This is a genomic window from Qipengyuania sp. CAU 1752 (genome assembly GCF_054482615.1).
On the sequence record NZ_JBTLRE010000001.1, the window covers coordinates 1500937 to 1525972 of the forward strand.

Consider the following 25036-nt stretch of genomic DNA (forward strand, 5'->3'; position numbering starts at 1 on the left):
ATGGCCTGTTCCAAAATCGTACGCGAATGCGAACGAATGCAGAACAATTAGGAAACCAAAAGGGTCAAGTCAAGCAATTCTGCCACTTGGTAGAATATAGCAGGGGACATGCGTGCCAGCGGCGCTGGCTTTGCCATGCGCGGGCCTGTCGACCAGGATATCGGCAGCGGCCAGTGAGCGAACGGCGCTGCTGTCCTGCTCGCCCAGCGGGACGAGCCCTGTGGCCGTCCAGCGGGAGCGCAGGAATTCGCGCCGTGCGCCACCAGGGCCTAGCTCTTTGGCGAGAGGGAGTAATAATCTGGTCGGCAGGCATTCGGCTGCGCCTGCCAGCTTTCGCAGCCCCGGCAGCATGAACAAGAAGCCTGTGACGAAAGCCGAGACCGGATTGCCGGGCAGGCCGAGAATGATCTGGGCATCGCGCTGCGCCACCATCAGGGGCTTCCCCGGTTTCATGGCAACTTTCCAGAAATCCAGCTTGGCGCCAATTTTCTCGAGCGCTGGTCGGACGAGGTCGTGGTCGCCCACCGAAGCTCCGCCGGTCAGGACGAGCATATCTGCATCACGATGTGTTTCCAACGCATCGACGATGTTGTCCAGCCGGTCGGGCAGGGGAGGTTGTCTTTCGACCGATCCGGCTAGGCTGCCAGCCAAGGCCTCGAGCATGGCGGCATTGCTGGCAGGTATCTGGTGGACCGCGCACTGTGCGGGATCACTGGAGAGTTCGTCGCCGCAATCGAGGATGGCCAGGAGCGGGCGGCGGGTTGCCTCGACCTGCGCTTGTCCCGCTGCGCGGACAAGCGCCACTTGTGCCGGGGCGATCCGTGTGCCCGTCGACAGAAGTTGATCGCAGGCCTCGAATTCAAAGCCCTCGCGTCGAATGTGCCTTCCGGCTTCGACCGGTTCCAGCGGGGTTACCGTGCCGCCTTCGACGCCCGCATTCTCCTGGATAAGGATCGCTTGAGAACCGGTGGGCAGGATCGCTCCGGTCGAGATCCGCACGCATTGTCCAGACGCGAGTCTACCGTCGTAGGGCTCGCCGCAACGGCTTTCGCCCACTCTTTGCCATGGTCCAGCACCGGCTGTTGCGTATCCATCCATTGCCGACAGATCGGCAGGGGGCTGTGTTCGGGACGCGACCAGCGGAGAGGCGAGATAATGACCAAGCGCATTTTCGACAGACATCGTCTCGCTTGGCAGCGGTTCCAGCAGTGCCAGCATTCGCTCCTGCGCCTGTTCGACAGAGAGACCCGTCGCGGTCATTCCGCTCGCCAGTGCCCCGATTTGCCGCCGCGCTTTTCGATCAGGCGGATATCCCCCAGGACCATGCCTTTGTCGAGCGCCTTGGCCATATCATAAATTGTCAACAGTGTGATCGAGACCGCGGTCATCGCTTCCATTTCCACGCCGGTCTTCGCTGTCAGCGAAGCCTTGGCAGTTGCCGCGATCCCGTCCTCCAGATAATCGAACTCAATGTCTACTGCATCGAGTGCAATGGGATGGCACAGCGGGATCAGTTCGCTGGTTTTCTTGGCAGCCATGATGCCGGCGATACGCGCTGCGGATAGAACATCTCCCTTGGGCGCATCCCCCGCTTTGATAGCGGCAAGCGCTTCCTTGCTCATGTGAATTACGCCGCGCGCACGCGCCATTCGATGTGTCGCTGTTTTGGTGCCGACATCGACCATATGTGCTGATCCGGTCTCGTCGAGATGAGTGAGTGATTTTGCCATTATTCGCCTTGTAGCAGCGCGCGGGTTGCGACCTCAACATCGTCCTGTCGCATAAGGCTTTCACCGACCAGGAAGCTACGCACCTCGGCGCGGGCGAGGCGCTGGCAATCGGCATGGGTAGAGATACCGCTCTCGCCCACTAGCAAGGCATCAACGGGGGCCAGTGGAGCCAGCTGTTCCGTGGTGGCAAGGTCAGTCGTAAATGTTTTTAGGTCACGGTTGTTCACCCCGATCAGCCGCGATTGCAGTTGATGAGCGCGCTCCATCTCGGTTTCGTCGTGAACCTCCACCAGCACGTCCATACGCTGTTCGCGCGCGGCGTGCTCAATTTCCTGCATTTGTGCGTCAGTCAGTGCAGCAACGATAATCAGGATGGCATCCGCACCCATCGCGCGCGCTTCGACGCATTGCCACGGGTCGACCATGAAATCCTTGCGCAACACGGGCAGGGAACATGCCGCGCGGGCTTCGCGCAGATAATCCGCATGGCCCTGGAAATAATCTTCGTCGGTTAGGACAGAAAGACAGGCCGCACCGCCTGCCTGATAGGCGCGGGCATGGTCGGCGGGCTGGAAATCGGCGCGGATGAGGCCTTTGGAAGGAGAAGCCTTCTTGATCTCTGCGATCAGAGCGAACCCGTCTTGCGTTTTCTGCCGGAGGGCTGCCTCGAACCCGCGTGGCGGTGATTGGGAGGCGATCCGATCGGATAGTTCGGCCTGCGACAGTGACGCGCGCCGCTGGGCCACTTCGATCACCTTCGCAGCGCAGATTTCCTCGAGCTTGTTCATCGGGTCAACGCGCCAACTCGATCCAGCGCCCCAGCAGATCCTTCGCCTTGCCGCTGTCGAGAGCCTCGGTCGCCAGGTCCGCGCCATGCTGCCAGTTCTCGACAGCTTCGGCGGCCATCAGGGTGGCGGCTGCGTTGAGGATGACTGCATCGCGATACGGGCCGGGCATACCTTGGAGTAAGGCCATGAGTGCCTTGGCATTGTGCGCTGCGTCGCCGCCGCGGATTGCCTCGACCGGCGCATGGGAAAGCCCAATTATCGACGCGTCGATGCGGCGCATTTCAAAATCATCGCCGGTCACATCCGCCAATTCGTTGCCGCCCGCCAAACTCAGCTCGTCGAGCCCTTCATCGCCCGAAACGATATAGGTTCGCTCGGTCCCAAGCCGCGCCTTGGCGGCGGCGTAGATTGGCACATAGCCTGGCCGCGCAATCCCGATCAGCTGACGCTTGACCCCAGCCGGGTTCGACAGCGGCCCCATCAGGTTGAAGATCGTGCGTTTGCCGAGCTTTTGCCGGATGGGCTGGATGCGCCCCATGGCCGGGTGATGGTTCTTCGCGAACAGGAAGCAGATGCCGATTTCGGCCAACGTCTTTTCCGCCGTTCGTCCGGCCGCTTCCATGTCGAGGCCGAGCGCTTCGAGCGTGTCGGCTGCACCCGACTTTGACGAGGCAGCACGGTTCCCATGCTTCGCCACCGGCACGCCCGCTGCCGCCACCACCAGGCTAACTGCGGTCGACACGTTGAGCGTGTGGTGTCCATCGCCGCCGGTGCCGCAACAATCGACCGCGTTTTCGGGCGCCTGGACCGGGATCAGCCGCGCCCTCAGCGCCCGCGCGGCGCCGGCAATTTCCTCCGATGTCTCGCTGCGTTCGGTCATCGCAAGCAGGAAGCGGGCGATTTCTTCTTCGCTCGCTTCGCCGTCAAGTATCCAGCCGAAGACTTCCTCGGCCTCGGCCTCGTTCATGTGGGGGACGGCGAGGGGGAGGGTCTTCATGGCCGGACCTTGGGTTCGATGCCGCATAGCGACAGGAAATTGGCGAGCAGGTCGTGGCCATGCTCGGTGGCGATGCTTTCAGGGTGGAACTGCACGCCGTGGATGGGCAGGTCGCGGTGACGAAAACCCATTACCATGGTCCCGTCAAGGCCCGGCGTTTCGCTAGTGGCATTTACCTCCAGAACCGCCGGAATGTCCTTTACTACCAACGAGTGATAGCGCGTAGCCGTGAAAGGCGAGGGCAGGCCTGCGAACACCCCGCTGCCGTCGTGGGCAACCGGCGAAGTCTTGCCGTGCATCAAACCGCCCTGGACCACGCGCCCGCCGAAATGTTGGCCGATAGCCTGGTGGCCCAGGCACACACCGAGCAACGGCATGGTTTCGTCTGCGCACGCAGAAACGAGGTCGAGACTGATCCCGGCTTCATTGGGCGTACAGGGGCCTGGGGAGATAAGGATGCCCTTGGCCCCGCTCGTGACAGCGTCGCGCGCGGTCAGGGCGTCATTGCGCTCGACCCGGACCTCGGCCCCCAGCTCCATCAAGTAATGGACGAGATTGAAGGTAAAGCTGTCGTAATTGTCGACGACCAGGATCACGGCGACTTGCCTGCAAGTTCGTCGGTCGCGCGCACGAGCCCATCAATGATGCCCGGTTCGCCAGCGCTGTGCCCGGCATCATGTACTATCCGCAGATCGGCCTCAGGCCACGCTTTCTTGAGCTCCCATGCCGAGGTTGGCGGGGTGCAGATATCATGGCGGCCCTGCACGATGATGCCGGGAATATGCTTGATCTTATGCACGTCGCGCAGGAGTTGGGCTTCCTCGAGATAGAAATCGTTGAGGAAGAAGCGCGCGCAGATGCGGGCGAAAGGAAGGGCTTTCGACGGGTCGGCAAAATCTCCGAGTAGGGCCTCGTCGGGCAGAAGCGTGGCGACGGTGCCTTCCCACAGCGACCATTCCTTGGCGGCGGCAAGACGGGTGGCTTCGTCATCGCTGGTCAGCCGGTCGTGATAGGCGCGGACGAGATCGCCGCGCTCGGCCTCGGGGATCAGGCCGGTGAAATCATCCCACTGTTCAGCCATGACCTCGCTCGCGCCGTAGCGATAGAGCCAGTCCTTTTCCTTCTGTCGGGCTAGGAACACGCCGCGCAGCACCAGTTCGGTGGTCCGCTGCGGGTATTTCTGGGCATAAGCGAGCGCCAGCGTGGCGCCCCAGCTGCCGCCGAAAACCTGCCATGCCTCATGGCCGCACATTGTGCGCAAACGCTCGATATCCTCGACGATGCGCCAGGTGTCGTTGTTCTCGATCTCGGCAAAGGGAAGCGATTTGCCGCATCCGCGCTGGTCGAACAGCAACACGTCATAAAGCGCCGGGTCCCACTGCCGCCGGTGCATCGGGCTCATCCCGCCGCCAGGGCCACCGTGGAGAAATATCGCCGGTTTCGCGCCCTTCGTACCGACTCGCTCGTAATAGAGCGAGTGGCCTTCGCCGACATCGAACATGCCGGTCTCGTACGGCTCGATCTCGGGATAGAGAGTGCGTTCGTAGGTCTGCATATTGCCTTGGGGCATCACTTGTTCTCCACCACGATCAACGGTCCGAGCGGCGCGTGGGTATCCATCCGGCCACTCGCCGGGTCCCACAGCGACGATACATTGCCGTCAAGGAATAGCGCATTGGGCGTATTCGCGACGTCGCGGAAGAATCGCGCGAACTTGCCAAAGCTGATTGGCGCGTCCGCGATGACGAAATGGGCGCGACCCTTGCTATCGACGCCCACCCCGTTGCGGATCTGGCGCGAGGGGCCGTCCTGCGAAAACTCGGGATGAAGCTTGCCATCGATCAGCAGCATCGGCCCGCTTTGCGTGCCGAACTTGGGACGGTCGGAAACATTGCCGAGGAAACTCGGCGTTGCGCGGATGCGCCATTCACCGTCGCTGCCATAGAAAACGCCATTGGGCTTGAGATGGAAATTGCCTGGCCCATCAGCGGTGCTCAGCTCCTTCAGCCGTTCGCTGCGCTCGACATAATAGCCGATCGGTTTTCCGGCAGCGTCGAACATTCCGCCGTTCATGGCGAAGGCCGGGTCGGCGCCGCTGCGGGCCTTGGCCAGTTGCGAAAAGCCGCGATAAGGATCGCCCAACACGGTGGTTATGCGGTGCCGCGCCGGATCGGCGATGCAATGGGTGAGGGCAACCTCCTCGAAAGTGACCTTTTCGCAGGCGCTTGCAGTAGAGGTCGCTGGCGATACGTCTGCCGCCACCTGGGTGCCGTTGTCACCGTCGTTGCGGACGATCTTGGTTCCGTCCTCCCCGAATTCGAGCGTGGTGACAGCCTCACCCTCGGGCTTTGGTCCGCAGGCCGCGAGGAGCAGGGCGGGGGCAAGGGCAAGCAAGCTACGTTTCATTGGCCAAATCCGGGTTCGGTTGCGATGCGCGCCGCCTCGCGGGCGGCAGCGATCAAGGCGCCTGCCTTGGCTTCGCATTCGCGTTGTTCATAGACCGGATCACTGTCGGCAACGATCCCTGCGCCGGCCTGCACATGCATCACTTCGTCTTTCACTACGGCGGTACGCAAGACGATGCAGCTGTCAAAATCTCCGTCGGGCGCGAAATAGCCGACGCCGCCTGCATATGGGCCGCGCGTTTCCGGCTCCAGTTCGGCAATGATTTCGCAGGCGCGCAGCTTGGGTGCGCCGCTGACCGTGCCGGCAGGGAAGCCTGCGAATAACGCGTCGAGCGCGTCGTGCGCGGGATCGAGCTGACCCACCACATTGCTGACGATATGCATGACATGGCTATAGCGTTCGACGGTGAAGCTGTCGGTCACCTCGACGCTGCCGCTGGCTGCAACCCGGCCGATATCGTTGCGGCCCAGGTCAAGCAGCATGAGGTGTTCCGCGCGCTCCTTGGCATCGGCGAGCAGGCCAGTTTCCGCTTCGCGGTCGGCCTCAGGGGTCGCTCCGCGGGGGCGGGTACCCGCGATGGGGCGAATGGTCACCTCTCCATCGCGCAGGCGGACGAGAATCTCCGGGCTCGAGCCGACAACGGCAAATCCGGGCAGGTCGAGGAAATAGAGGAAGGGCGAGGGATTGATCCGCCGCAGTGCGCGATAAAGCGCCATCGGCGGCAAGGGAAACGGACAGGTAAACCGCTGTGCTAGGACCACCTGGAAGACATCGCCTGCGGTGATGTAGTCTTTCGCCCGGCCGACCATCGCGGCATAGTCCTGCGCGGCAAGTTCGGGTTGCAGGGCCATGTCGGGCAGGTCTTTTGCCGAAGCAGGTTCTGGGGTGGCACCAGCCAGCTTGCGCAGTGTTTCGTCAATCCGCTCGGCGGCATCGTCCAGGACTTCGTTCGTCCTGCCCTCGTCGGGCCAGAGCGGCGCGATCACGAATAGCTTGTCGGTGAGTGAATCGAACACAAGCAACAGGGTCGGGCGCGTAAAGACCATGTCCGGCAGGTCGAGTTTGCTCTGTGGCGCACGCGGCAATGTCTCTACCTGGCCGATGGTTTCGTAGGCGAAATATCCGACCAGGCAGGCAAGCGCTGGCGGCAATCCTTCCGGCACCTCGATACGGCACTCTTCAATCAAAGCGCGGAGGGTGACGAGGCTTGCTTCTTCGCCGGCTTCGAAAGCGGTGTGGTCCTGCTGCCAACGGCGATTGATCTCGCCGCTTTCGTTCCGTGCGCGAAACACCAGATCGGGATCTAGACCGAGCAGGCTATAGCGCCCGCGCACTTCTCCGCCTTCGACCGATTCCAGCAGGAAATCGCCGCGGCCCGGCTCAATCAGCTTGAGAGCGGCACCGACCGGCGTCTGGGTATCGGCAACGACCTCGCGCCAGACCAGAGCCGGGGCGCCAGCTGCCAATTGCTCGCGAGCGGCATCGCGATTGCGGAGACCGATGCCGGACAGGAGAGCCTCCTTACTGCTGGGCTTGGCCGGTCAGCTGGCGCTTTACGGCTTCGATGGCTGCTTCGTTACGCTCGACGGAGACGTCCTTCCGGATGGCGGTACGCATCTGGGCGGCGAACTCCTCGCCCACGGCATTGCCGAACTGCGCCTTGGTCTGCGCAAACAGCGGATCGTCGCGGCTGATCGTGCCGGCTTCGATACTGTCCACATCAACCACGAACCAGCCGACATTGCGCGGCCCTTCGAGCTTTTTCTGCGTGCCTTGGGCCATGCTGAAGAACAGCGCCAGCGGCGCTGGCACATTGCCGCCGCGTTCAAGCAGTTGCTCACGGGTAATGTTGAGCTGGTCGACCGGCGGCAAGCGCTTCTTCTCCGCCGCCATGGCTGCGCCCAGGGTCTGGCCGTCGGCAATGCGCTTCATGACGCGGTCGGCGGCGGCCCTGGCCCGCTTGGCCCCTTCCGCGCGGCGCCAGTCGGCGATGATCGTATCACGGATTTCCGCCAGCGGGGCTGACGCCGAGGTCGTGATGTTGCTCGCTTCGAACAGGAGGAAGGTTTCGCCCGGCACGGCTTCGGCCAATTGCGGTTCTTCTTCCTGCATCTGGAACAGGGTAGGCAACGCCCGTTCAAGAATTTCCGGCGCGCGTTCGTTTTCCGCGCCGTAGACGAGACCGGACGCGGTGATCGGCTTCGTTACCCGGATTTCGGCGCCAATAGCCTTGGCCACATCGGGCAGAGATTCGCCGCTGGCGAACCGGTCCTCGATATCTGCGGCGAGTTCGTTGAAAGCACGGCGACGCTTTTCTGCCGTCAGCGTTTCGACGATTTCTGTACGCGCTTGTGCGAGCGATTGGCCGGCCTTGCGGTCAACCGCGTCGACGCGGATGACATGCCAACCAAGCGGACTGCGGCGAACTTCGGCCACGCTGCCTCGCGATGCAGAGAACACTGCTGCGGCAACTTCGGCCGAGGTCTGCGAGCTATAGTCGCTGCGCGTAACCGGTCCGATCTTGGTCGTATCGAAGCCTGCCTCGCGGGCAACCGCGTCGAGCGACGCGCCGTTCTGGACCCGTTGGCGGATCGATTGAGCTGCGGCTTGGGTGGTGACCACCAACTGCGTAACGGTGCGATTCTCGCTCGCTGCGTAGCGGGCCGAATCCTTTTCGTAGCGGCTGGCGATCTCGGCATCGGTCGGGGCCGCAACATTGCCCACTGCATCGGCACCGAATGTCGCATAGCGAACCACGCGCCGTTCAGGGCGGATGTAGTCACCGCGATTTGCAGTGTAGTAGTCGCTAACCTGCTTGTCGGTCGGGTCATCTGTCGGAGCATAGGCATCGGCCTCAAGCAGGCCGATGGCACCCTTGCGACGTTCCTTGAACAAGGCGGCATAGCGGCTCGCCAGCTTGTCAGGAATGACGGTGCCGAAGCCGGCCGGCTGGATGACCTGTTCGGCGATCAGGCCGTCGGCGAGATCGTCCCGAACCATAGCATCGCTCAGTCCCTGGCGTGCGATGGCGGCGCGATAAGCTTGCTCGTCAAAAGTGCCATCGGCACCGCGAAAGGCCGCGATCATTCGGATCTGGCTGTTGATCAGGTTGTCGCCCGCACGCAGCCCATATTTGCGCCCGAATTCGGCGATCGCGATCCGGTCGAGAAGGCTCTCTGTGACCCGTTCAAGTCCACCCTGTTCGATGAATGCGGGCATCGACAGTGTGGGGTTGCCCTGCCGCATCTGGTCGAGAGCGTTTTCCGCCGCCCGGCGCAATTCGGCAGTGCCGATCTTTTCGTCACCGACCACCGCGACCCGGTCGCTGCCCGAGACGCCGCCGAAGGTACCCGAGCTGGTAACGTCCGCGCTAGCGAAGGCGAAGGCGATGAGACCGAGAAAGGCAAGCGTAATAGCGATACCGATCTTGGACTGGAAAAACTTGCGAAACGCACTGATCATCGTGAAATCTATCCGAGCATGAATGGCACGCACCAGGTGGGGGCTGGCGCATTGGTCGGCAACGCCTTAGATGGGCTGCGACCCAGCCGCAACAGGTTGCAAAGGGTTTTGACTAGCAGGCCAGCATCGGCTAGCGGACCCCGCCCCCATCGCGCATAGGGATTGCGCGAATAGTTATTTCAGGACCTCAACATGTCTCTCCGACCGTATATCGTCGGCAATTGGAAAATGAACGGTACCAGGGCGATGCTTTCCGAAGCACGCGCGATCGATCGTGCAGCCCAGCGCTACATGAAGGTCGAGGTAGCGGTCGCTCCGCCGTACACTCTGATTCACGCCGTCCACCGTGAGGCGGAACAAATCGCTGTCGGTGCGCAGGATTGTCATCCCGGGACCGACGGCCCTCACACCGGCGATGTCTCGGCCGCGATGGTGGCCGATGCCGGCGCGAAGTTCGTCATCCTCGGCCATAGCGAGCGTCGCGAAGGTCATGGCGAGAGCAGTGAAGAAGTTCGGGCCAAGCTGGAAGCAGCGATTGAAGCAGGACTCGAAGTCATCCTGTGCTGCGGCGAGCCAGAGAAGACCCGCGAGGGTGGCAAGCACGAAGAATATGTACTGAATCAGCTGCGGGCTTCGCTTCCCGAGTCCTTCGATCAGACCGGCGAACGCCTGTCGGTGGCGTATGAACCGATCTGGGCGATCGGGACCGGTCGCACCCCGACGTTAGACGACATTGCCGCCATGCACGCATCGATTCGTGCCTTCTTGGTCGAGCGTTTCGGTGCACAGGGCGGGAGCCAGGTTCGCATCCTTTACGGCGGGTCGGTCAAGCCGGAAAACGCCCGCGAGATCCTCGCTGTGGCAGAGGTCGGTGGAGCTTTGGTTGGCGGGGCAAGCCTTGCCGCTGACAGCTTTATGAACATCGCGCTCGCCGCCGGAGAGGGCGACGACCAGTAAGCCCCTGCGCAATCGCGAGGGGCAAAGCAGGGAGACAAGCCTTGTGTCTCGCCCCCTGCGCTCCTAAATGCGCGCCATTCCACCTGTTGTTGCGAGCTTCGTTTCATGTCGCTGTTTCTGTTTCTCACTGTTGTCCAGGCCATCGTGGCCGCAGCCCTCGTGGCTGTCGTCCTGATGCAGCGCAGCGAGGGCGGGGGGCTCGGCATTGGCGGGAGTCCCGGCGGTATGATGAGCGCGCGCGGGGCGGCGGATTTTCTCAGCCGCACCACCAAGTGGCTTGCCGTGGCTTTCGTCGGCCTGTCGATTGCGCTGGCTGCGGTGGCGGTTGATGTTAACAGCGGTGACGCCATCGAATCGACGCTTGATCGAAGCGTAGCTGCGAACGAAGCTGACCCCCTGGCGGCGCCGAACGGGCAGGATGTATCTGATACTGCAGAACCTGCGGATGCAGCAGATCCGCTCACGCCTTCTGGCGAATAAACCAAAATTTAAACGCGACTTGTGGATTGCGGATGATTGTCCGCGCATTCTGCTTGCGCCGAATCCAATCTACCGACTAAGGCCCAACCCCCATGGCGCGGTATATTTTCATCACCGGCGGCGTGGTCTCCTCGCTCGGAAAAGGTCTCATGGCGGCGAGCCTCGGCGCGCTGCTGCAAGCGCGTGGCTATAAGGTCCGCATTCGCAAGTTCGATCCGTACCTCAATGTCGATCCTGGCACGATGAGCCCGTATCAGCATGGTGAAGTCTATGTCACCGACGACGGGGCCGAGACTGACCTGGACCTGGGCCATTACGAGCGGTTTACCGGCGTTTCCGCCCGGCAGAGTGATAACATCACTTCGGGCCGTGTTTACCAGGACATTATCGCCAAGGAACGGCGCGGGGATTATCTCGGCGCCACCGTGCAGGTGATCCCGCACGTCACCGACGCGATCAAGGACTTCGCGCTGGCCGATCAGGACGATCTCGATTTCATCTTGTGCGAGATCGGCGGGACCGTGGGCGATATCGAATCGCTGCCTTTCATGGAGGCGATCCGCCAGCTCAGGAACGATCTGGAGCCGCTGCAGACCCTCAGCGTCCATGTAACGCTGGTGCCCTACATCGCCGCTGCAGGCGAATTGAAGACCAAACCGACCCAGCATTCGGTTCGGGAACTCGCAAGTCTCGGCATCAAGCCCGACGTCCTGCTGTGCCGCGCCGAGCATCCGCTGCCCGATAGCGAGCGCCAGAAAATCGCCAATTTCTGCAATGTGCGCAAACAGGCTGTGATTCCGGCGCTGGATGCGCCCTCGATCTACTCGGTGCCGCTGCAATACCACCAGGAGGGTCTCGACGCGGAGGTTCTGCGCGGCTTCGGCATCACAGACGCCCCCGAACCTGATCTTGCAGCGTGGAACGACGTTACCGATCGTTATTTCCACCCCGAAGGTGAAGTGACAATTGGCGTGGTCGGCAAATATGTCGGTCTGCAGGATGCCTACAAGTCTTTGAACGAAGCGCTCGTGCATGGTGGCATGGCCAATCGCGTCAAGGTCAACATCAAGTGGATCGACGCCGAGGTCTTCGAAGGAAACGACGAAGAAATCGCCGCCAAGCTCGAGCCGATGCACGCCATCCTCGTGCCGGGCGGGTTCGGCGAACGCGGCAGCGAGGGCAAGATAGCCAGCGTACGATTTGCCCGCGAACGCAAGGTGCCATTCCTGGGCATCTGTCTCGGCATGCAAATGGCCTGCATTGAGGCCGCGCGGTCTGCTGGCCACAATACAGCGTCGTCTACCGAATTCGGCCATACAGACGAACCGGTGGTGGGGATCATCACAGAATGGATGACCGCAGAAGGGCTGGAGAAACGCGAGGCAGGCGGCGACCTTGGCGGCACGATGAGGCTCGGCGCTTACGAAGCCAAGCTCGACGGCAACAGCCACGTCAGCACGCTATATGGTGGCGCGACTTCGATCTCGGAGCGGCACCGTCATCGTTACGAAGTCAATGTCGCTTATCGCGATGCGCTGGAAAGCCAGGGTCTGATATTCTCGGGCATGTCGCCGGACGGGCTACTGCCCGAAATCGTCGAACGTCCTGACCATCCTTGGTTTGTCGGGGTACAATTTCATCCCGAACTCAAGTCGAAACCCTTCGACCCGCACCCGCTTTTTTCCGGATTCATCGAGGCAGCATTGCACCAGTCGCGACTCGTGTAGCTCTCACTCGAAAGTGCGATAATCCGCAAATACCGATTTTGCGCAACTTTCGTAAAGACTCGCATACCGGAACGGCAAATCAAGGTGCGAAGATGCCGGTTCTCCCTTTATCTTTGGCAATCTTGGTAGCATGAAGAACGCAGCGTTGCGCTTGGCAATGCTAAGGGGGAGGGGGCGCTCACTGAAATTCAGCGAGCTTGTCCCGGCTTTGATCGTCTTCTGCGACCCGGACGGTTAGAGACGGACAGGGCGGCGTCTACGTCGCGGGGCGGATCTTCAAGCGGGTCCGCCCCTTTCCTTTCCAGAACTGCAAGCTGTAACGAAAAGGGCCCGCCCCTACGTGGAGGCGAGCCCCTTGCATTTGCACCGGAAGGCGTGCGCGACGCGGTCAGGCGGCGTCGGCGTCCTTCTCGTTTGCCTTGTCACCATCGACCATCTTCAGCTGCTTCTGGTCACCGATGAGTATCTTCTTCGGTTTCATCGCATCGGGTACCTCCCGAACGAGATCGATCGCCAGCAATCCATCGGACAGGTCGGCATTGGCCACGCGGACGTAATCGGCCAGTTCGAAACGGCGTTCGAACCCGCGATTGGCGATGCCGACATGCAGCATTTCGCCCTCGACATTTTCGTCCCGCTTCTTGCCGGTGACGGTCAATAGGTTTTGCTGGGCCGTAATATCGAGATCTTCTGGCCGAAAGCCGGCGATCGCCAGCGTGATGCGATATTCGTCTTCGCCACGCTTTTCGATATTAAACGGCGGATAGTTGTCGTTGCCACCCTGGCGGACCTGGCTTTCGAGCATATCGAATAGCCGATCAAAGCCGACGGTGCTGCGACGGTAGGGGGTAAAATCAAGACGTGACATAATCAAATTCTCCTGTGAGCAATTTGTCGAATTCGGGACCCGCTGGCGCGGCATCCCGTTGTTTGTGTGGAGCAACCCGTTGTGGCATCGCTCCGCCTGCACGATATAGTATCGGCGCGGGGGCTTTCAAGACTGTGCAAGCATTTAGAATACAAGGATAATTCTATGTCTTCACCCAATATCGATATCTACACCAAATTCGGTTGCGGGTTCTGTTTCCGGGCCAAGCGGCTGCTCGATCAGAAAGGTGTCGACTATAATGAGTTCGACATCACCATGGGCGGACCCAAGCGCGACGAGATGGCGAGCCGGGCTCCGGGGGCTCGCACCGTGCCGCAAATCTTTATCGGCGAAACCCATGTCGGCGGCAGCGATGAACTTCATGCGCTCGAGCGTGCCGGTAAGCTCGACGCGATGCTGGGAGGCGGATGACTATGCGAATAGCGGTTGCCCAGATGCGATCGGGTATCGACCCGGTAGCAAATGCCGCCGCATTGGAAGAAGCGATCGACGAGGCCGCTATGGGCCATGCGACCATGCTCTTCACACCGGAAATGACCGGTCTCCTCGATCGCAACCGTTCCCGCGCGGTCGATGTGATCTGCCATGAAGAAGACGACCCCGTGCTGGCCCGAGCGCGCCGCGCCGCGGCCGAACATAATATCTGGCTCAATATCGGGTCGCTTGCGCTCGACGATGGCGAGGGGCGGTGGGTCAACCGTGCCTTCGTGATCGACGATAGCGGCGAGATCTTGGCCCGATACGACAAGATGCACATGTTCGACGTCGATCTTGCCAGCGGCGAAAGCTGGCGCGAGTCCAACGCCTATGCCGCCGGCGACAGGGTGGTGACCGCGCAAACTCCACTCGGCACGCTCGGCCTGACCATTTGTTACGACATCCGCTTCCCCGCCATGTTCGAGGCTCTTGGAGCGATACCCTGCGACGTCATCGCAATTCCAGCCGCTTTTACCGTCCCGACCGGCAAGGCGCACTGGCACGTGCTCCAACGCGCGCGGGCGATTGAAGCCAGCGCCTTCGTTGTTGCGGCAGCGCAGGTTGGAGATCACGAAGACGGTCGCCAAACCTATGGCCACAGCCTGGTCGTTGATCCATGGGGCGAGGTCTTGCTCGACATGGGAGGCGATCAGCGCGGGGTCGGTGTGGTCGATCTCGACCTTGATCGGATTGCTGCAGTACGTGCGCAGGTGCCAAGCCTTGCCAACCGCCGACCGGTCGCTAGAGAAACGCGGCCATGATCGTATTCGACCTGTCCTGTTCCAATTCCCACCGTTTTGAGGGGTGGTTTGGCTCGAGCGCAGAATATGAAAGCCAGCGAGAGCGTGGCCTTCTGTCCTGCCCGCAATGCGGGTGCGAACAGGTTACGAAGGCTCCCATGGCTCCGGCGGTACCGTCGAAGTCCAACGGCAGGGAAGTCATGGCAACGCAGGAAAAGACCGCACTGCCGGTCAGCGGCGGAGCCGGGGGGCAATCGCTCCCGCCCAAGCTGGTCGAGGCAATGAAGGCCCTGGCCAGAGTGCAGGCCGAAACGATCAAGCAGAGCACATGGGTCGGCGAGAAATTCGCCGAGCAGTCGCGTGCCATGCATTACGGCGAAGCCGACGAGAAGCTGATCCATGGTGAAGCGACCCTCGAAGAGGCGCAGGTCCTGGTTGACGAAGGCATTGCCGTCGCTCCGCTGCTGATACCTGTGCCTCCGCCCGACGAACTCAACTGACTTTATTGCGTGCATTGAACAGGCTGCTAAAGCGCACGGCGGGGCGCCCGTAGCTCAGTCGGATAGAGCACCAGATTCCTAATCTGGGGGCCACAGGTTCGAATCCTGTCGGGCGCACCATCATGGGGGAGGAAATTATGGATAGCGGCAAACTGGCCCGGCAATTGAGCAATTTTGCTTTGATAATGGCCTTGGGCGCGATCGTGATTGCGGCCGGTGGCATGACGCTCGCGCGGTTCGATGTCATCGAGAAAATCGCAGGGTTCCAGGCCTTCCTCTATATGATTCCGGTTGCCGGCATCGCGGCGCTGTTCGCGGTTTTCGCGCTGGTTCTAAACATGCGCACGGGATGGCCCGCAGGTATGAAGGCAGCGATGGCGCTGGTCATCGGAGGCGGCAGCGCCCTTGCGGCGACTATGGCGATGAGCGCCGCCAGCACTGTGCCAGCCATCCACGATATCTCGACCGACCTCGACAATCCGCCCGAATTCGCCGCACTCGAACTGCCAGAGAACAACCTGCGCGGGGTGGAGAGTGTCGACAAGTGGAAGGAACTGCACCGGGATGGCTATGGCAATCTGGAGGGCATCGTTCTGGAGGCAACTCCGGCCGAAGTGGTCCAGCGTGCCGCGTTGCTCGCCCGCGAGAAAGGTTGGAAGGTAGAGGTGGCCGAACCGGAGACAGGCCGCCTCGAGGCTGTCGCCTATGCCTCCTATATCCGGTTCGAGGATATCGTCGTCTTGCGCGCGGAAACTATCGAGGATGGCAGGTCACTTGTGGACATGCGCTCTGTTAGCCGGGTGGGCATCAGCGACCTGGGCGTCAACGCAGAGCGAATCCGCGAATTCCTCGCGGCGCTTCAAGCCGCTGGCTGACGCCTGACGCCTAACCACGACAACGCCACCAGCGCCAGTGACATGGCACCGCATAGTCCTGCAATACCTGGCCACCCGGCCCAGGCATAGGCGACCGGAGCGCCCCAGCTCGCGATCCCCGCTCCGGCGAACATCATGATTATGTAGCCGGTCATGAGGCGGGTACGGATTTCCGGTGCGAGGGAAAGAAACGTCATCCGTCCGGCGACATCGATGGTGGGACCGACAATATTGGTGATGACCAGCGGCACGAGGAGGAGCCACAGGCTGCCGCCGGCTGGCCAGAATAAGAGCACCCCGATCGCCTGCACACCGCCCAGCACCACACGTGCCCGATAGGGTCCGACGCGATCTGCCCAGCTGCCCAGCCGCGGCGTGGCAAAAATGCTGACGACTGCGATAGCGGCGAGATAGCCGACCGTATCTGTCCCATATCCCATTTTAGGGCTGGTCAGATGGAAAGCGAGGCCAAGCCAGATCACCAGGAACATACCGAAATTGAGCGCCTGGATTGCGCCCGACAGCATAACCTGGCGATGCTGCGCGAGCAAGGTGATGGTAGAACCGACGAGCGCGAAATAGCTGGTCCTGGGGCGAATGTCCGTCGCGCGGGAACGGCCTTCCAGCACGAACGGCATGGCGAGCGTGCTGAGCCCCATCATCGTTGCCGCGATTGCATAGACCCAGCGCCAATCCGCCACCTCTGCAAGGATGCCGGCCCCTACACGAGCGACCAGAATCGCCACGATTATGCCCGCGGTGAGGAGGGCGGTGACCTTGCCCAGCCGTTCGGCGGGAACGCGTTTCGAGGCGTAGGCCGGCAGCAAGTATGGCACGATAGTTACAAAGCCGAGCATGGTCGACGCGGCGACGAACACCGCGAAGCTCTGTGCCAGCGTCATTACGACCAGCGTCACCGTCTGACAGGCGGCGAGGATTATGGAGAGCGTGCGATTGCTGATCCGATCACCCAGCGGCAGGAGAAGGAAAATGCCGAGCGCGAGGGCGACCTGGTTGAGCGCCGGAACCAGGCCGATCTGCGCCGGCGAGACCTCGAAGTGAGCCGCAACATCAGCGATGATCGGATGGATGTAATATGCATTGGCGACCGTGATGCCGGTCAGTACCGCCAGCCATAGCTGATCGGTGCGACCAAGGCCGGGGGGGGGCTCTTCTGCTTGGTTTTCGTCACTCACCTGCGGCGGCTATCAGCTATCGTCGCTGCGCCCAAGCGGAACCGGTTCCTTGAAGGTGTGAGTGACATAAGGGAACGGAATTTCGATTCCGGCATCGTCCAGCGCCCGCTTGATGGCACGAATTACGCGGTCCTGTGTTTCCCACATGTCGCGCGGTTTGGAGCCTGCCCACCAGCGAACCTTGAAATCCACCGAACTGGAATTGAATTCGACCGCGAAGACATCGATGCCCTTTTCTACATCGATCGCCTCGACGCCCTCTACTGCCGTGCGAATGACCTGGGCAGCATGGTCGAGATCGGTATCGTAGGACACGCCTGCGACGATCTCGTGGCGACGCTGCGTCTCATCGGTAAGGATCTGGACCGGGTTTTTGAACAGCATCGAATTGGGGACCAGCGTAACCTCGCCCGACAGCTTGCGAACATATGTTTCGCGCAAGGTGATATGCTCGACCTTGCCAGTAATTCCTTCGCATTCAATTACATCGCCGATGCGCATTTTCTCGCGCAGCATGATCAGGACGCCGGCGAGGAAATTTTCGAATATGTCTTGGAAGGCAAAGCCGATGGCCACGGCCCCGATGCCGAGGCCGGCGATCATGCTGGCCGGGGTCAGGCCCGGCATGACGACGGTCAGGGCCACCATCAGGCCGACGATCCAGATTACCAGCCGGACGACCGTGTCGACGAGGTTCTTGAGGCTCGGCCGGATTTCGGACTTTCCCGTGATCCGATCGGCAATCTTGACTGCGAAACGGGCCACGAACCAGGTCAGCAGGAGTATCAACAGCGCGATGACTATATTGGGGAGCGCCCGGACCAACCCTTCGCCCATACTGACCAGTTGGTCCTGCAAAGTTGCCAGGGCGTTGACCGTCTGGTCGTAGGATTCACCCGAAGAGGTGGTAGTCGCTGTAGTCATGGATGCCCCGCTGCCGTTTTGGTCCTAACGAGGCTAGACCTTGAGTGTTCCGACCGTCAGCCGCCACCATTGCCGGTTTGCAGGACATAGACCGGACCGACGTCAACCGCTTCGCCAACGCCTTCAATCAGCAAACCCACTGCGGCGGTGCCCTTTTCGAGCTTGCGCGGGGCCTTCGTCACAAAGCGGACCAACTGCCAATTGGCTCCCAGCGCGATGGCGGTGCTGGACAGTGGGGCTGTGTCTCCGGCGGCAGCAAGGCTGACACCCAGAACGGCCTTTCCGTCGGCGCGTGCGGAAGTGACGGTCTTGGCCGCCAGCGCGACCAGAAGCTCTTCGCCTTCGGCGAGTTCCGCGGGTATGTCGATCACCACCAATACCTGGCCGGGCCGATCAGAAGATGTTGCTAAGCGTGTCGCCTTGCCGAGCCAGATTCCAGCTTCGTCGCGCTCCTCGAATGCGCCGCCCTCCGCAGCAACGGACCAGTCGCGATCAGTCGGATCATTGATCAAGGTGCCGCCGTCGCGCAGCGGAGCCGGCAATTCCGAACCCCTTGGCGCGGAAGGAACTGTCTTGGCTGCGGCGGGGGCGGGCTTGGGCTCGCCGACAATCGATCTGGCACCGGTGACCACGATGGCCTGACCGATCTCAAGAATCTGCTTAGTCCGTCCGAACTGCATCGCAACGATGCCGGTCTTGTTCTGCAGAGCCTGTTCGGCCTTTGCCGTCACCTCGTACCAGTCCCAATCGGTGCCGATCTCAAGGGTTTCCTCGCCAAACCCAGGGTAGGGTGGTGAGTCCTTCTGGAACCGAACCCGAAGCACACCCTTGCCATTTTCGGTCGCCGCCTCGACCGTGCGGGCATAAAAGCCAATCGTAACCTGCTCGCCTCGCTTCACCGTCCGGATCAGCGGGATGTTCGCTCCTGCTGTGTAGATGAACTCGCTGGCCTTGTTGACGTGAAACCGTCGGGCGGCGCCACCGGGGATCGTTTCATCCAGAAAGCTTTCTGCGTGAAATTCGGGGCCATAACTGTCCCAGTCGATCCGAGACGGGTCGTTTACGAGAGTGCCCGGAAGCTGGGCGTCAAGCGCTTCCAGTTCGTCTGACAGAGACTGCGCTTGCGTCGGAGAACCCGGCATCCCGAGCGCGAGCGCGAGGCATAGTGTCACGGCGACAGTGTTTTTGGAAAACATGAGGTCTCTCCCGGAAGACTGACTTCTGGGAACGTTAACAACGAGGGTTGACGAAGGCAAGCAGCCCCGGTGGTGCCTGCCTCGCCAATTAATCGACCTTGTTTTCCTTGCGCGCAATCTCGTGCAGCCAGTCGGCGTGGCGAGGCGCCTTCTTGGTCTTGCTCCATTCGTCGAGCATGACCGGTGCGACGCGTTTCAATTCGGCATATTGCTCGTCGGTGCCGATATCGGCGGCCAGCTCTACCCGGTGACCGTTGGGGTCGAAGAAGTAGATGGACTTGAAAATGCCGTGATGGGTCGGGCCGAGTACGTCGATGCCCTGTGCCTCGACATGCTCCTTCGCAGCCAACAGTTCCTCTTCCGATCCGACCCGGAAGGCGAGGTGCTGGACCCATTGCGGGGTATTTTCGTCACGTCCCATGTCCGGCTGATTGGGCAGCTCGAAAAATGCCAGGATGTTGCCGTTCCCGGCATCTAGGAAGACGTGCATGTAGGGATCGTAGTCGCCGGTCGAGGGCACGTGGTCCTCGGCAAAGGCGGTGGTGTAATCCATCCCCAGCACGCGGCCGTACCATTCGACCGTTTCCTTGGCATCCTTGCAGCGATAGGCGGCGTGGTGGACACCGCCCAGCTTGACGGGATGGTTGGTCTGATCGCTCACTCGGCCGGCTCCTTCTGGTCGACGTCGAGCACTCCGCGCTTGATCTGGTCTCGCTCGATGCTTTCGAACAGCGCCTTGAAATTGCCTTCGCCAAAGCCATCATCGCCCTTGCGCTGGATGAACTCGAAGAACACCGGGCCGACCTGTGCCTCGGCGAAGATTTGGAGGAGCAAGCGAGGCTGGCCACCCTCGGTGGTGCCGTCCAGCAGGATGCCGCGCATCTTCAGCTTGTCGACGGGCTCGCCATGCCCCGGCAGCCGCTCGTCGAGCATATCGTAATAGGTTTCAGGCGGCGCGGTCATGAAGGGGACACCGTAGTCCTTGAGCCGATCCCAGCAGCCAAGCAGGTCGTCGCAGATCAGCGCGATATGCTGGATGCCTTCGCCGTTGAATTCGCGCAGGAACTCCTCGATCTGGCCCTTGCCGCCTTCGCCTTCCTCGTTCAGCGGGATCTTGATCTTGCCGTCGGGCGCGGTGAGCGCTTTCGAAGTCAGGCCGGTATATTCGCCCTTGATGTCGAAGAAGCGAATTTCCCTGAAATTGAACAGGGTCTCGTAATAATCCGCCCAGTATTTCATGCGACCGCCATAGACGTTGTGCGTCAGGTGATCGATCAGCTTGAACCCGGCGCCTTCGGGGTATTTTTCGACGCCCGGCAGATACTCGAAATCGATGTCATAGATCGACAGACCTTCGCCGTTCTCGTCCGGATACCGATCGACCAGGTAAAGGATCGCGCCGCCTATGCCGCGGATCGCGGGGATGGAAAGTTCCATCGGGCCGGTTTCGACCTGGACCGGCTCTGCGCCGGCATCCATGAGGTGCTCCCAGGCTTCGGCCGCATTGCGGACACGGAATGCCATACCGCAAGCCGAAGGACCGTGTTCGCGGGCGAAATACCACGCCGCGCTATGCGGTTCGTAGTTGGCAAGCAGGTTGATCCCGCCCTGGCGCCACAGGTCCACGTCCTTCGAACGATGAGAAGCGACATGGGTGAAGCCCATCGCTTCGAACACCGGTTCGAGCTGACCTTTTTCAGGCGCGCAGAATTCCACAAATTCAAAGCCGTCAAGTCCTGCGGGATTTTCGAAAAGGTCTGCCATGGGTACTCCTGTCTGCATCAACTGGTTTCAAAAGAAACTATATCGCAAGTTGCGCCAGATTTCAAGTATGCGCCCGTTGTCGTCAGAGTGCACGAAGCATCAGCATTCACTGGCGAATCATGCAGGAATGGTGCACGGTTCGACTCGCGCCGGACTCGGCTCGTCGCAATTTTTGAAAGATGGCTTGATGCTGCGAATCAAAACTGATTCTGTCATCTGGATGACGCGAGAGGGACACCGCATAACCTTGCCAAGAGAGCAATTGACCCACGGGCTGGCGCTCGGCGCGTTGTTGCTCATGGCGGGATTGGCTCTTTTTGGACCTAGCGGCCTGCTGGCATGGGGTGAAAACCTCCAGTTGCTCGAGGAGCGAAAGACGCAAATTGCGATGCTGGCCGACGAACGCGATGAACTGCGCAAGAATGTCGATGCCCTGCATCCGGAGCGGGCCGATCCGGACAAGGTCGGCGAACTGCTCAAGAAAAATCTAAACGTCGTCCGGCCCGACGAGGTCGTGCTTGATCTTGCGCCGTCCGGCAAACCGGCTCACTAAATTCTCCCGCGCATAGGTATTTCCGTAGCGTCGAGCATGCGCAGGCGTTGCGCAGGCCGCGCGCTTGGCTCTATAGGCGCGCCAAGGCATCCACCCTGTCAGGTTGCCGCAAGATATTCGGAAAGGTTGCCCCTTGGCCAAAGCGAGTTCGCGCAAGACCCCCGCAAAGAAGAAAGCTTCTCCGGCACAGCATGACGATGATTTCGTCCTGCACAGCCTGCAGGACAAATTCGAGAAGGCCAAGCGCTACAAGGCAAGCGAAAAGGAGATGCTCGATTTTTACGAGCAGATGCTCCTGATCCGCCGGTTCGAAGAGCGTGCCGGCCAGCTTTATGGTCTCGGCCTGATCGGTGGCTTCTGCCACCTCTACATCGGCCAGGAAGCGGTTGCGATCGGTCTCCAGTCGGCGCTCGACGGTGACAAGGACAGCGTGATCACCGGTTATCGCGATCACGGCCACATGCTGGCTTACGGGATCGATCCCAAGGTGATCATGGCGGAACTGACGGGCCGCGAAGCCGGCATCTCCAAGGGCAAGGGCGGCTCGATGCACATGTTCAGCACCGAGCATAAATTCTATGGCGGCCATGGCATCGTTGGTGCGCAGGTGGCACTCGGCGGCGGGCTCGCATTCGCGCATAAATATCGTGACGACGGCGGATTGTGCCTGGCCTATTTCGGCGATGGCGCGGCCAACCAGGGCCAGGTCTACGAGACATTCAACATGGCGGCGCTTTGGAACCTGCCGATCGTGTTCGTTGTGGAGGACAACCAGTACGCCATGGGCACGGCGAGCAAGCGCAGCTCGGCCGAAACGCGGTTCTATCGCCGTGGCACCGCATTCCGCATCCCCGGCATGGAAGTGAACGGCATGGACGTGCTCGAAGTGCGCGCCGCCGCCGAGGTCGCCTTCAAGCATGTTCGCGAAGGCAACGGGCCGGTCCTGATGGAGTGCAACACCTATCGCTATCGCGGACACTCCATGTCCGACCCGGCGAAATACCGTACCCGCGAAGAAGTTCAGGACCAGCGTGACCACCATGACCCGATCGAAGGTCTCAAGAAGAAGCTGGTCGAATATGGCCAGAGCGAGGACGATCTGAAAGCCATCGACAAGCGCATCCGGGCACAGGTTGCCGAGAGCGCCGACTTTGCTGAAAATTCACCTGAACCCGGCCCCGACGAACTCTACACCGATGTCCTGGTGGGGGAGTATTGAGCCATGGCTATTGAACTCAAGATGCCCGCGCTCAGCCCGACCATGGAAGAGGGAACGCTCGCCAAGTGGCTGAAGAATGAGGGCGACACAATCGTGGCCGGTGACATCATCGCCGAGATCGAAACCGACAAGGCGACAATGGAATTCGAGGCAGTCGACGAAGGGACGCTCGGCAAGATTATGATCGATGAAGGCACCGAGAACGTAAAAGTCGGTACTGTCATCGCCATGCTGATCGGCGAAGGCGAGGACGCGTCCGACATTGAAGCCCCGGCCGCAGAAGTGAAACCGGTCGACGATGTGCCAGGGGAGGGCAAGGACGAAGGCCAGGACGAACCAGGTGGCGTGAGTGCTCCTGATAAACCCGCGCGCAAGCCGCAATCCGATCCCGCCATTCCCGATGGTACCAACATGGCCATTGTCAGCGTTCGCGAAGCGCTGCGCGATGCCATGGCCGAGGAAATGCGCCGGGACGAAACCGTCTTCGTCATGGGTGAGGAAGTCGCCGAGTACCAGGGGGCCTACAAGGTTACGCAGGGGCTGCTCGACGAATTCGGGCCCAAGCGAGTAATCGACACCCCGATCACCGAGTACGGCTTTGCCGGCATCGGTGCAGGCGCCGCGATGGGCGGCCTGCGCCCGATCGTCGAATTCATGACCTTCAACTTCGCCATGCAGGCGATCGACCACATCATCAATTCGGCTGCCAAGACCAATTACATGTCAGGCGGCCAGATGCGCTGTCCGGTGGTGTTCCGCGGACCCAACGGCGCGGCCAGCCGGGTCGGCGCCCAGCACAGCCAGAACTTTGGCCCGTGGTACGCCAGCGTCCCCGGCCTGATCGTGATTGCGCCTTACGACAGTTCCGACGCCAAGGGCCTGCTCAAGGCGGCAATCCGCAGCGATGACCCGGTTGTCTTCCTCGAAAACGAGCTGGTCTATGGTCGCAGCTTTGAACTGCCCGAGCTTGATGACCATGTCTTGCCGATCGGCAAGGCGCGGATCATGCGCGAAGGCAGCGATGTAACCATCGTCAGCTATTCGATTGCGGTCGGATGGTCGCTGGAAGCAGCGGACAAGCTGGCCGAAGAAGGCATCGACGCCGAAGTTATAGACTTGCGTACGTTGCGTCCGCTCGACAAGCAGACCGTGCTCGAAAGCCTGGCCAAGACCAACCGGTTGATCGTGGCCGAAGAGGGCTGGCCTACATGTTCGATCGCTTCGGAGATCTCAGCCATCTGCATGGAGGAAGGCTTCGACCATCTCGATGCGCCCATCCTGCGGGTGACCGACGAGGACGTGCCGCTGCCTTATGCCGCCAATCTGGAAAAGTTGGCGCTGATCGATGTCGCCCGTATCGTCGCGGCTGCGAAGAAGGTTTGCTACGTCGACTAGGGCCGGCGTCCGGCCAGCAGTCGCACGTCAGATTTCCTGCCAGTCCCAGCCGCCGTTGTCGAACCGGGGCGCAGTGGTGGAGCGATACTTGTCGAACTTGTCGCAGGTTTCGGCCGCGACAGGGTTCGACGGGTCTTTCTGATAGATTTTCGTCAGGTCGCGCTTGCCGCGCACGTTGAACGAGGATTCGACCCGGATGATCCGGTTTCTGATGACCGCGTCGGTGATGATTGGCTGGTACTCGTATTCGATTTCAACAAACATGACTGCATCGCCTGAAATGGCCATGACCTCGTCGCCCGTGGGTCCCATGCCCTTGAACGAGGGATCGCCTTTACCCTTTCCTGCATCGCCATAGGTAGAGCTGGCCTTGCGGAGACCCTTGCACCTTTGCCAATGGATGTATTGTTGGAGTTCATCGGGATCGTCTGGGTCGACTTCCTGGCTGCTCAAGACGACGCGTCCGTGCTCGAACAGGTCAAGCGAAGTCCCGAATTGCAGGTCGACGCCAACGAACAGGTCGATGATCTCATCCTCGTGGATCTTGCGGCTGTCGAGGGAGGAGGATTCCCCGATCCGTGTGGCATTGTCGGCCACCTGCATCGCGGCCTGGCTTACCTTCATGTGGGTGATGGCCAGGTTTGCCGATTCCAGCCCGTAAAGGCCCACCGTGAGAATGATCGGGGTCATCAATGCGAGTTCGGTGAGCGCAACACCGCTGGTGTCGCGGGCAAGCTTGGAAATCGCTTTCCGCATGAAAG

At 61.0% G+C, this 25036-nt stretch carries 26 protein-coding genes and 1 tRNA gene; 11 read left to right on the top strand and 16 right to left on the bottom strand.

The window, feature by feature from the left end; genetic code table 11:
• Positions 1 to 69: 69 nt before the first annotated feature.
• Genes ACXYL9_RS07320 through ACXYL9_RS07360 form a run of 9 tightly spaced genes read right to left on the bottom strand, consistent with a single transcriptional unit; the run spans position 70 to position 9383 of the window.
• Positions 70 to 1260: a molybdopterin molybdotransferase MoeA gene (locus tag ACXYL9_RS07320; protein WP_459038926.1), complete on the bottom strand. Its 1191-nt coding sequence runs from the start codon at positions 1258 to 1260 to the stop codon at positions 70 to 72.
• Complete coding sequence (gene moaC, locus ACXYL9_RS07325) at positions 1257 to 1730, bottom strand: cyclic pyranopterin monophosphate synthase MoaC (RefSeq protein WP_459038927.1); 474 nt, start codon at positions 1728 to 1730, stop codon at positions 1257 to 1259. Before moaC ends, ACXYL9_RS07320 begins: the two co-directional genes overlap by 4 nt.
• Positions 1730 to 2518, bottom strand: coding sequence for an indole-3-glycerol phosphate synthase TrpC (gene trpC / locus ACXYL9_RS07330; RefSeq protein ID WP_459038928.1), 789 nt, complete (start codon positions 2516 to 2518; stop codon positions 1730 to 1732). The genes moaC and trpC overlap by 1 nt, the downstream gene beginning before the upstream one ends.
• A gap of 4 nt (positions 2519 to 2522) precedes the next feature.
• Positions 2523 to 3515, bottom strand: a complete 993-nt coding sequence (trpD, locus tag ACXYL9_RS07335) for an anthranilate phosphoribosyltransferase (protein WP_459038929.1) — start codon at positions 3513 to 3515, stop codon at positions 2523 to 2525.
• Positions 3512 to 4111, bottom strand: a complete 600-nt coding sequence (locus tag ACXYL9_RS07340) for an anthranilate synthase component II (RefSeq protein WP_459038930.1) — start codon at positions 4109 to 4111, stop codon at positions 3512 to 3514. Before ACXYL9_RS07340 ends, trpD begins: the two co-directional genes overlap by 4 nt.
• Positions 4108 to 5085, bottom strand: coding sequence for a prolyl aminopeptidase (gene pip / locus ACXYL9_RS07345; RefSeq protein ID WP_459038931.1), 978 nt, complete (start codon positions 5083 to 5085; stop codon positions 4108 to 4110). The genes ACXYL9_RS07340 and pip overlap by 4 nt, the downstream gene beginning before the upstream one ends.
• Positions 5085 to 5921, bottom strand: a complete 837-nt coding sequence (locus ACXYL9_RS07350; RefSeq protein ID WP_459038932.1) for a phosphodiester glycosidase family protein — start codon at positions 5919 to 5921, stop codon at positions 5085 to 5087. Before ACXYL9_RS07350 ends, pip begins: the two co-directional genes overlap by 1 nt.
• Positions 5918 to 7423 carry an anthranilate synthase component I gene (gene trpE / locus ACXYL9_RS07355; protein WP_459039874.1) on the bottom strand — a complete coding sequence of 502 codons (1506 nt, stop codon included), beginning with the start codon at positions 7421 to 7423 and terminating at the stop codon, positions 5918 to 5920. Before trpE ends, ACXYL9_RS07350 begins: the two co-directional genes overlap by 4 nt.
• Before the next feature lie 19 nt (positions 7424 to 7442).
• The gene (locus tag ACXYL9_RS07360; RefSeq protein ID WP_459038933.1) at positions 7443 to 9383 is read right to left on the bottom strand and encodes a peptidylprolyl isomerase; all 1941 of its coding nucleotides are present in this window, start codon (positions 9381 to 9383) and stop codon (positions 7443 to 7445) included.
• A gap of 192 nt (positions 9384 to 9575) precedes the next feature.
• On the opposite strand from ACXYL9_RS07360, the gene tpiA reads away from it, so the two are divergent.
• From tpiA to ACXYL9_RS07375, 3 genes are all read left to right on the top strand, one after another.
• Positions 9576 to 10340 (top strand): triose-phosphate isomerase, encoded by a 765-nt coding sequence (gene tpiA / locus ACXYL9_RS07365; protein ID WP_459038934.1) that lies wholly within the window; start codon positions 9576 to 9578, stop codon positions 10338 to 10340.
• A 105-nt stretch (positions 10341 to 10445) separates the two neighbouring features.
• The gene (gene secG / locus ACXYL9_RS07370; RefSeq protein WP_459038935.1) at positions 10446 to 10820 is read left to right on the top strand and encodes a preprotein translocase subunit SecG; all 375 of its coding nucleotides are present in this window, start codon (positions 10446 to 10448) and stop codon (positions 10818 to 10820) included.
• Positions 10821 to 10912: 92 nt separating this feature from the next.
• Complete coding sequence (locus ACXYL9_RS07375; RefSeq protein ID WP_459038936.1) at positions 10913 to 12547, top strand: CTP synthase; 1635 nt, start codon at positions 10913 to 10915, stop codon at positions 12545 to 12547.
• A 388-nt stretch (positions 12548 to 12935) separates the two neighbouring features.
• On the opposite strand, the gene ACXYL9_RS07380 is transcribed toward ACXYL9_RS07375, so the two are convergent.
• Entirely contained in the window at positions 12936 to 13415 is a 480-nt protein-coding gene (locus ACXYL9_RS07380) for an Hsp20 family protein (RefSeq protein WP_459038937.1), read from the bottom strand.
• A 165-nt stretch (positions 13416 to 13580) separates the two neighbouring features.
• Between ACXYL9_RS07380 and grxC the strand changes: the two genes are divergently transcribed.
• The 5 genes from grxC to ACXYL9_RS07405 all read left to right on the top strand — a co-directional run bounded on the left by grxC (position 13581) and on the right by ACXYL9_RS07405 (position 16028).
• Positions 13581 to 13847 carry a glutaredoxin 3 gene (grxC, locus tag ACXYL9_RS07385; protein ID WP_459038938.1) on the top strand — a complete coding sequence of 89 codons (267 nt, stop codon included), beginning with the start codon at positions 13581 to 13583 and terminating at the stop codon, positions 13845 to 13847.
• 2 nt (positions 13848 to 13849) lie between these two features.
• The gene (locus ACXYL9_RS07390; RefSeq protein ID WP_459039875.1) at positions 13850 to 14674 is read left to right on the top strand and encodes a carbon-nitrogen hydrolase family protein; all 825 of its coding nucleotides are present in this window, start codon (positions 13850 to 13852) and stop codon (positions 14672 to 14674) included.
• Positions 14671 to 15153 carry a DUF1178 family protein gene (locus tag ACXYL9_RS07395; protein WP_459038939.1) on the top strand — a complete coding sequence of 161 codons (483 nt, stop codon included), beginning with the start codon at positions 14671 to 14673 and terminating at the stop codon, positions 15151 to 15153. The genes ACXYL9_RS07390 and ACXYL9_RS07395 overlap by 4 nt, the downstream gene beginning before the upstream one ends.
• 43 nt (positions 15154 to 15196) lie before the next feature.
• Positions 15197 to 15273: transfer RNA gene (locus ACXYL9_RS07400), tRNA-Arg, on the top strand.
• Between the two features lie 17 nt (positions 15274 to 15290).
• Positions 15291 to 16028 carry a DUF1499 domain-containing protein gene (locus tag ACXYL9_RS07405; RefSeq protein WP_459038940.1) on the top strand — a complete coding sequence of 246 codons (738 nt, stop codon included), beginning with the start codon at positions 15291 to 15293 and terminating at the stop codon, positions 16026 to 16028.
• Here the strand turns inward: ACXYL9_RS07405 and ACXYL9_RS07410 are convergent.
• The 5 genes from ACXYL9_RS07410 to hppD all read right to left on the bottom strand — a co-directional run bounded on the left by ACXYL9_RS07410 (position 16013) and on the right by hppD (position 21108).
• Positions 16013 to 17224: an MFS transporter gene (locus ACXYL9_RS07410; RefSeq protein WP_459038941.1), complete on the bottom strand. Its 1212-nt coding sequence runs from the start codon at positions 17222 to 17224 to the stop codon at positions 16013 to 16015. The two genes, ACXYL9_RS07405 and ACXYL9_RS07410, sit on opposite strands and share 16 nt — an antisense overlap.
• 12 nt (positions 17225 to 17236) lie before the next feature.
• Positions 17237 to 18148, bottom strand: coding sequence for a mechanosensitive ion channel family protein (locus tag ACXYL9_RS07415; protein ID WP_459038942.1), 912 nt, complete (start codon positions 18146 to 18148; stop codon positions 17237 to 17239).
• Positions 18149 to 18204: 56 nt separating this feature from the next.
• Positions 18205 to 19344 carry a hypothetical protein gene (locus ACXYL9_RS07420; RefSeq protein ID WP_459038943.1) on the bottom strand — a complete coding sequence of 380 codons (1140 nt, stop codon included), beginning with the start codon at positions 19342 to 19344 and terminating at the stop codon, positions 18205 to 18207.
• Between the two features lie 88 nt (positions 19345 to 19432).
• Complete coding sequence (locus ACXYL9_RS07425) at positions 19433 to 20005, bottom strand: VOC family protein (RefSeq protein WP_459038944.1); 573 nt, start codon at positions 20003 to 20005, stop codon at positions 19433 to 19435.
• Positions 20002 to 21108 (bottom strand): 4-hydroxyphenylpyruvate dioxygenase, encoded by a 1107-nt coding sequence (hppD, locus tag ACXYL9_RS07430; protein WP_459038945.1) that lies wholly within the window; start codon positions 21106 to 21108, stop codon positions 20002 to 20004. Before hppD ends, ACXYL9_RS07425 begins: the two co-directional genes overlap by 4 nt.
• On the opposite strand from hppD, the gene ACXYL9_RS07435 reads away from it, so the two are divergent.
• The 3 genes from ACXYL9_RS07435 to ACXYL9_RS07445 all read left to right on the top strand — a co-directional run bounded on the left by ACXYL9_RS07435 (position 21107) and on the right by ACXYL9_RS07445 (position 24275).
• On the top strand, positions 21107 to 21661 hold the full coding sequence (locus ACXYL9_RS07435) for an FtsB family cell division protein (RefSeq protein ID WP_459038946.1): 555 nt from the start codon (positions 21107 to 21109) through the stop codon (positions 21659 to 21661). The two genes, hppD and ACXYL9_RS07435, sit on opposite strands and share 2 nt — an antisense overlap.
• A 133-nt stretch (positions 21662 to 21794) precedes the next feature.
• A complete protein-coding gene (gene pdhA, locus ACXYL9_RS07440; RefSeq protein ID WP_459038947.1) occupies positions 21795 to 22880 on the top strand; it encodes a pyruvate dehydrogenase (acetyl-transferring) E1 component subunit alpha in 1086 nt (361 codons plus the stop codon).
• Between the two features lie 3 nt (positions 22881 to 22883).
• Positions 22884 to 24275 carry a pyruvate dehydrogenase complex E1 component subunit beta gene (locus ACXYL9_RS07445; RefSeq protein ID WP_459038948.1) on the top strand — a complete coding sequence of 464 codons (1392 nt, stop codon included), beginning with the start codon at positions 22884 to 22886 and terminating at the stop codon, positions 24273 to 24275.
• Positions 24276 to 24302: 27 nt separating this feature from the next.
• Here ACXYL9_RS07445 and ACXYL9_RS07450 read toward each other — a convergent pair whose 3' ends face one another.
• Positions 24303 to 25031, bottom strand: coding sequence for a TadE/TadG family type IV pilus assembly protein (locus tag ACXYL9_RS07450; RefSeq protein ID WP_459038949.1), 729 nt, complete (start codon positions 25029 to 25031; stop codon positions 24303 to 24305).
• Between the last annotated feature and the right edge of the window lie 5 nt (positions 25032 to 25036).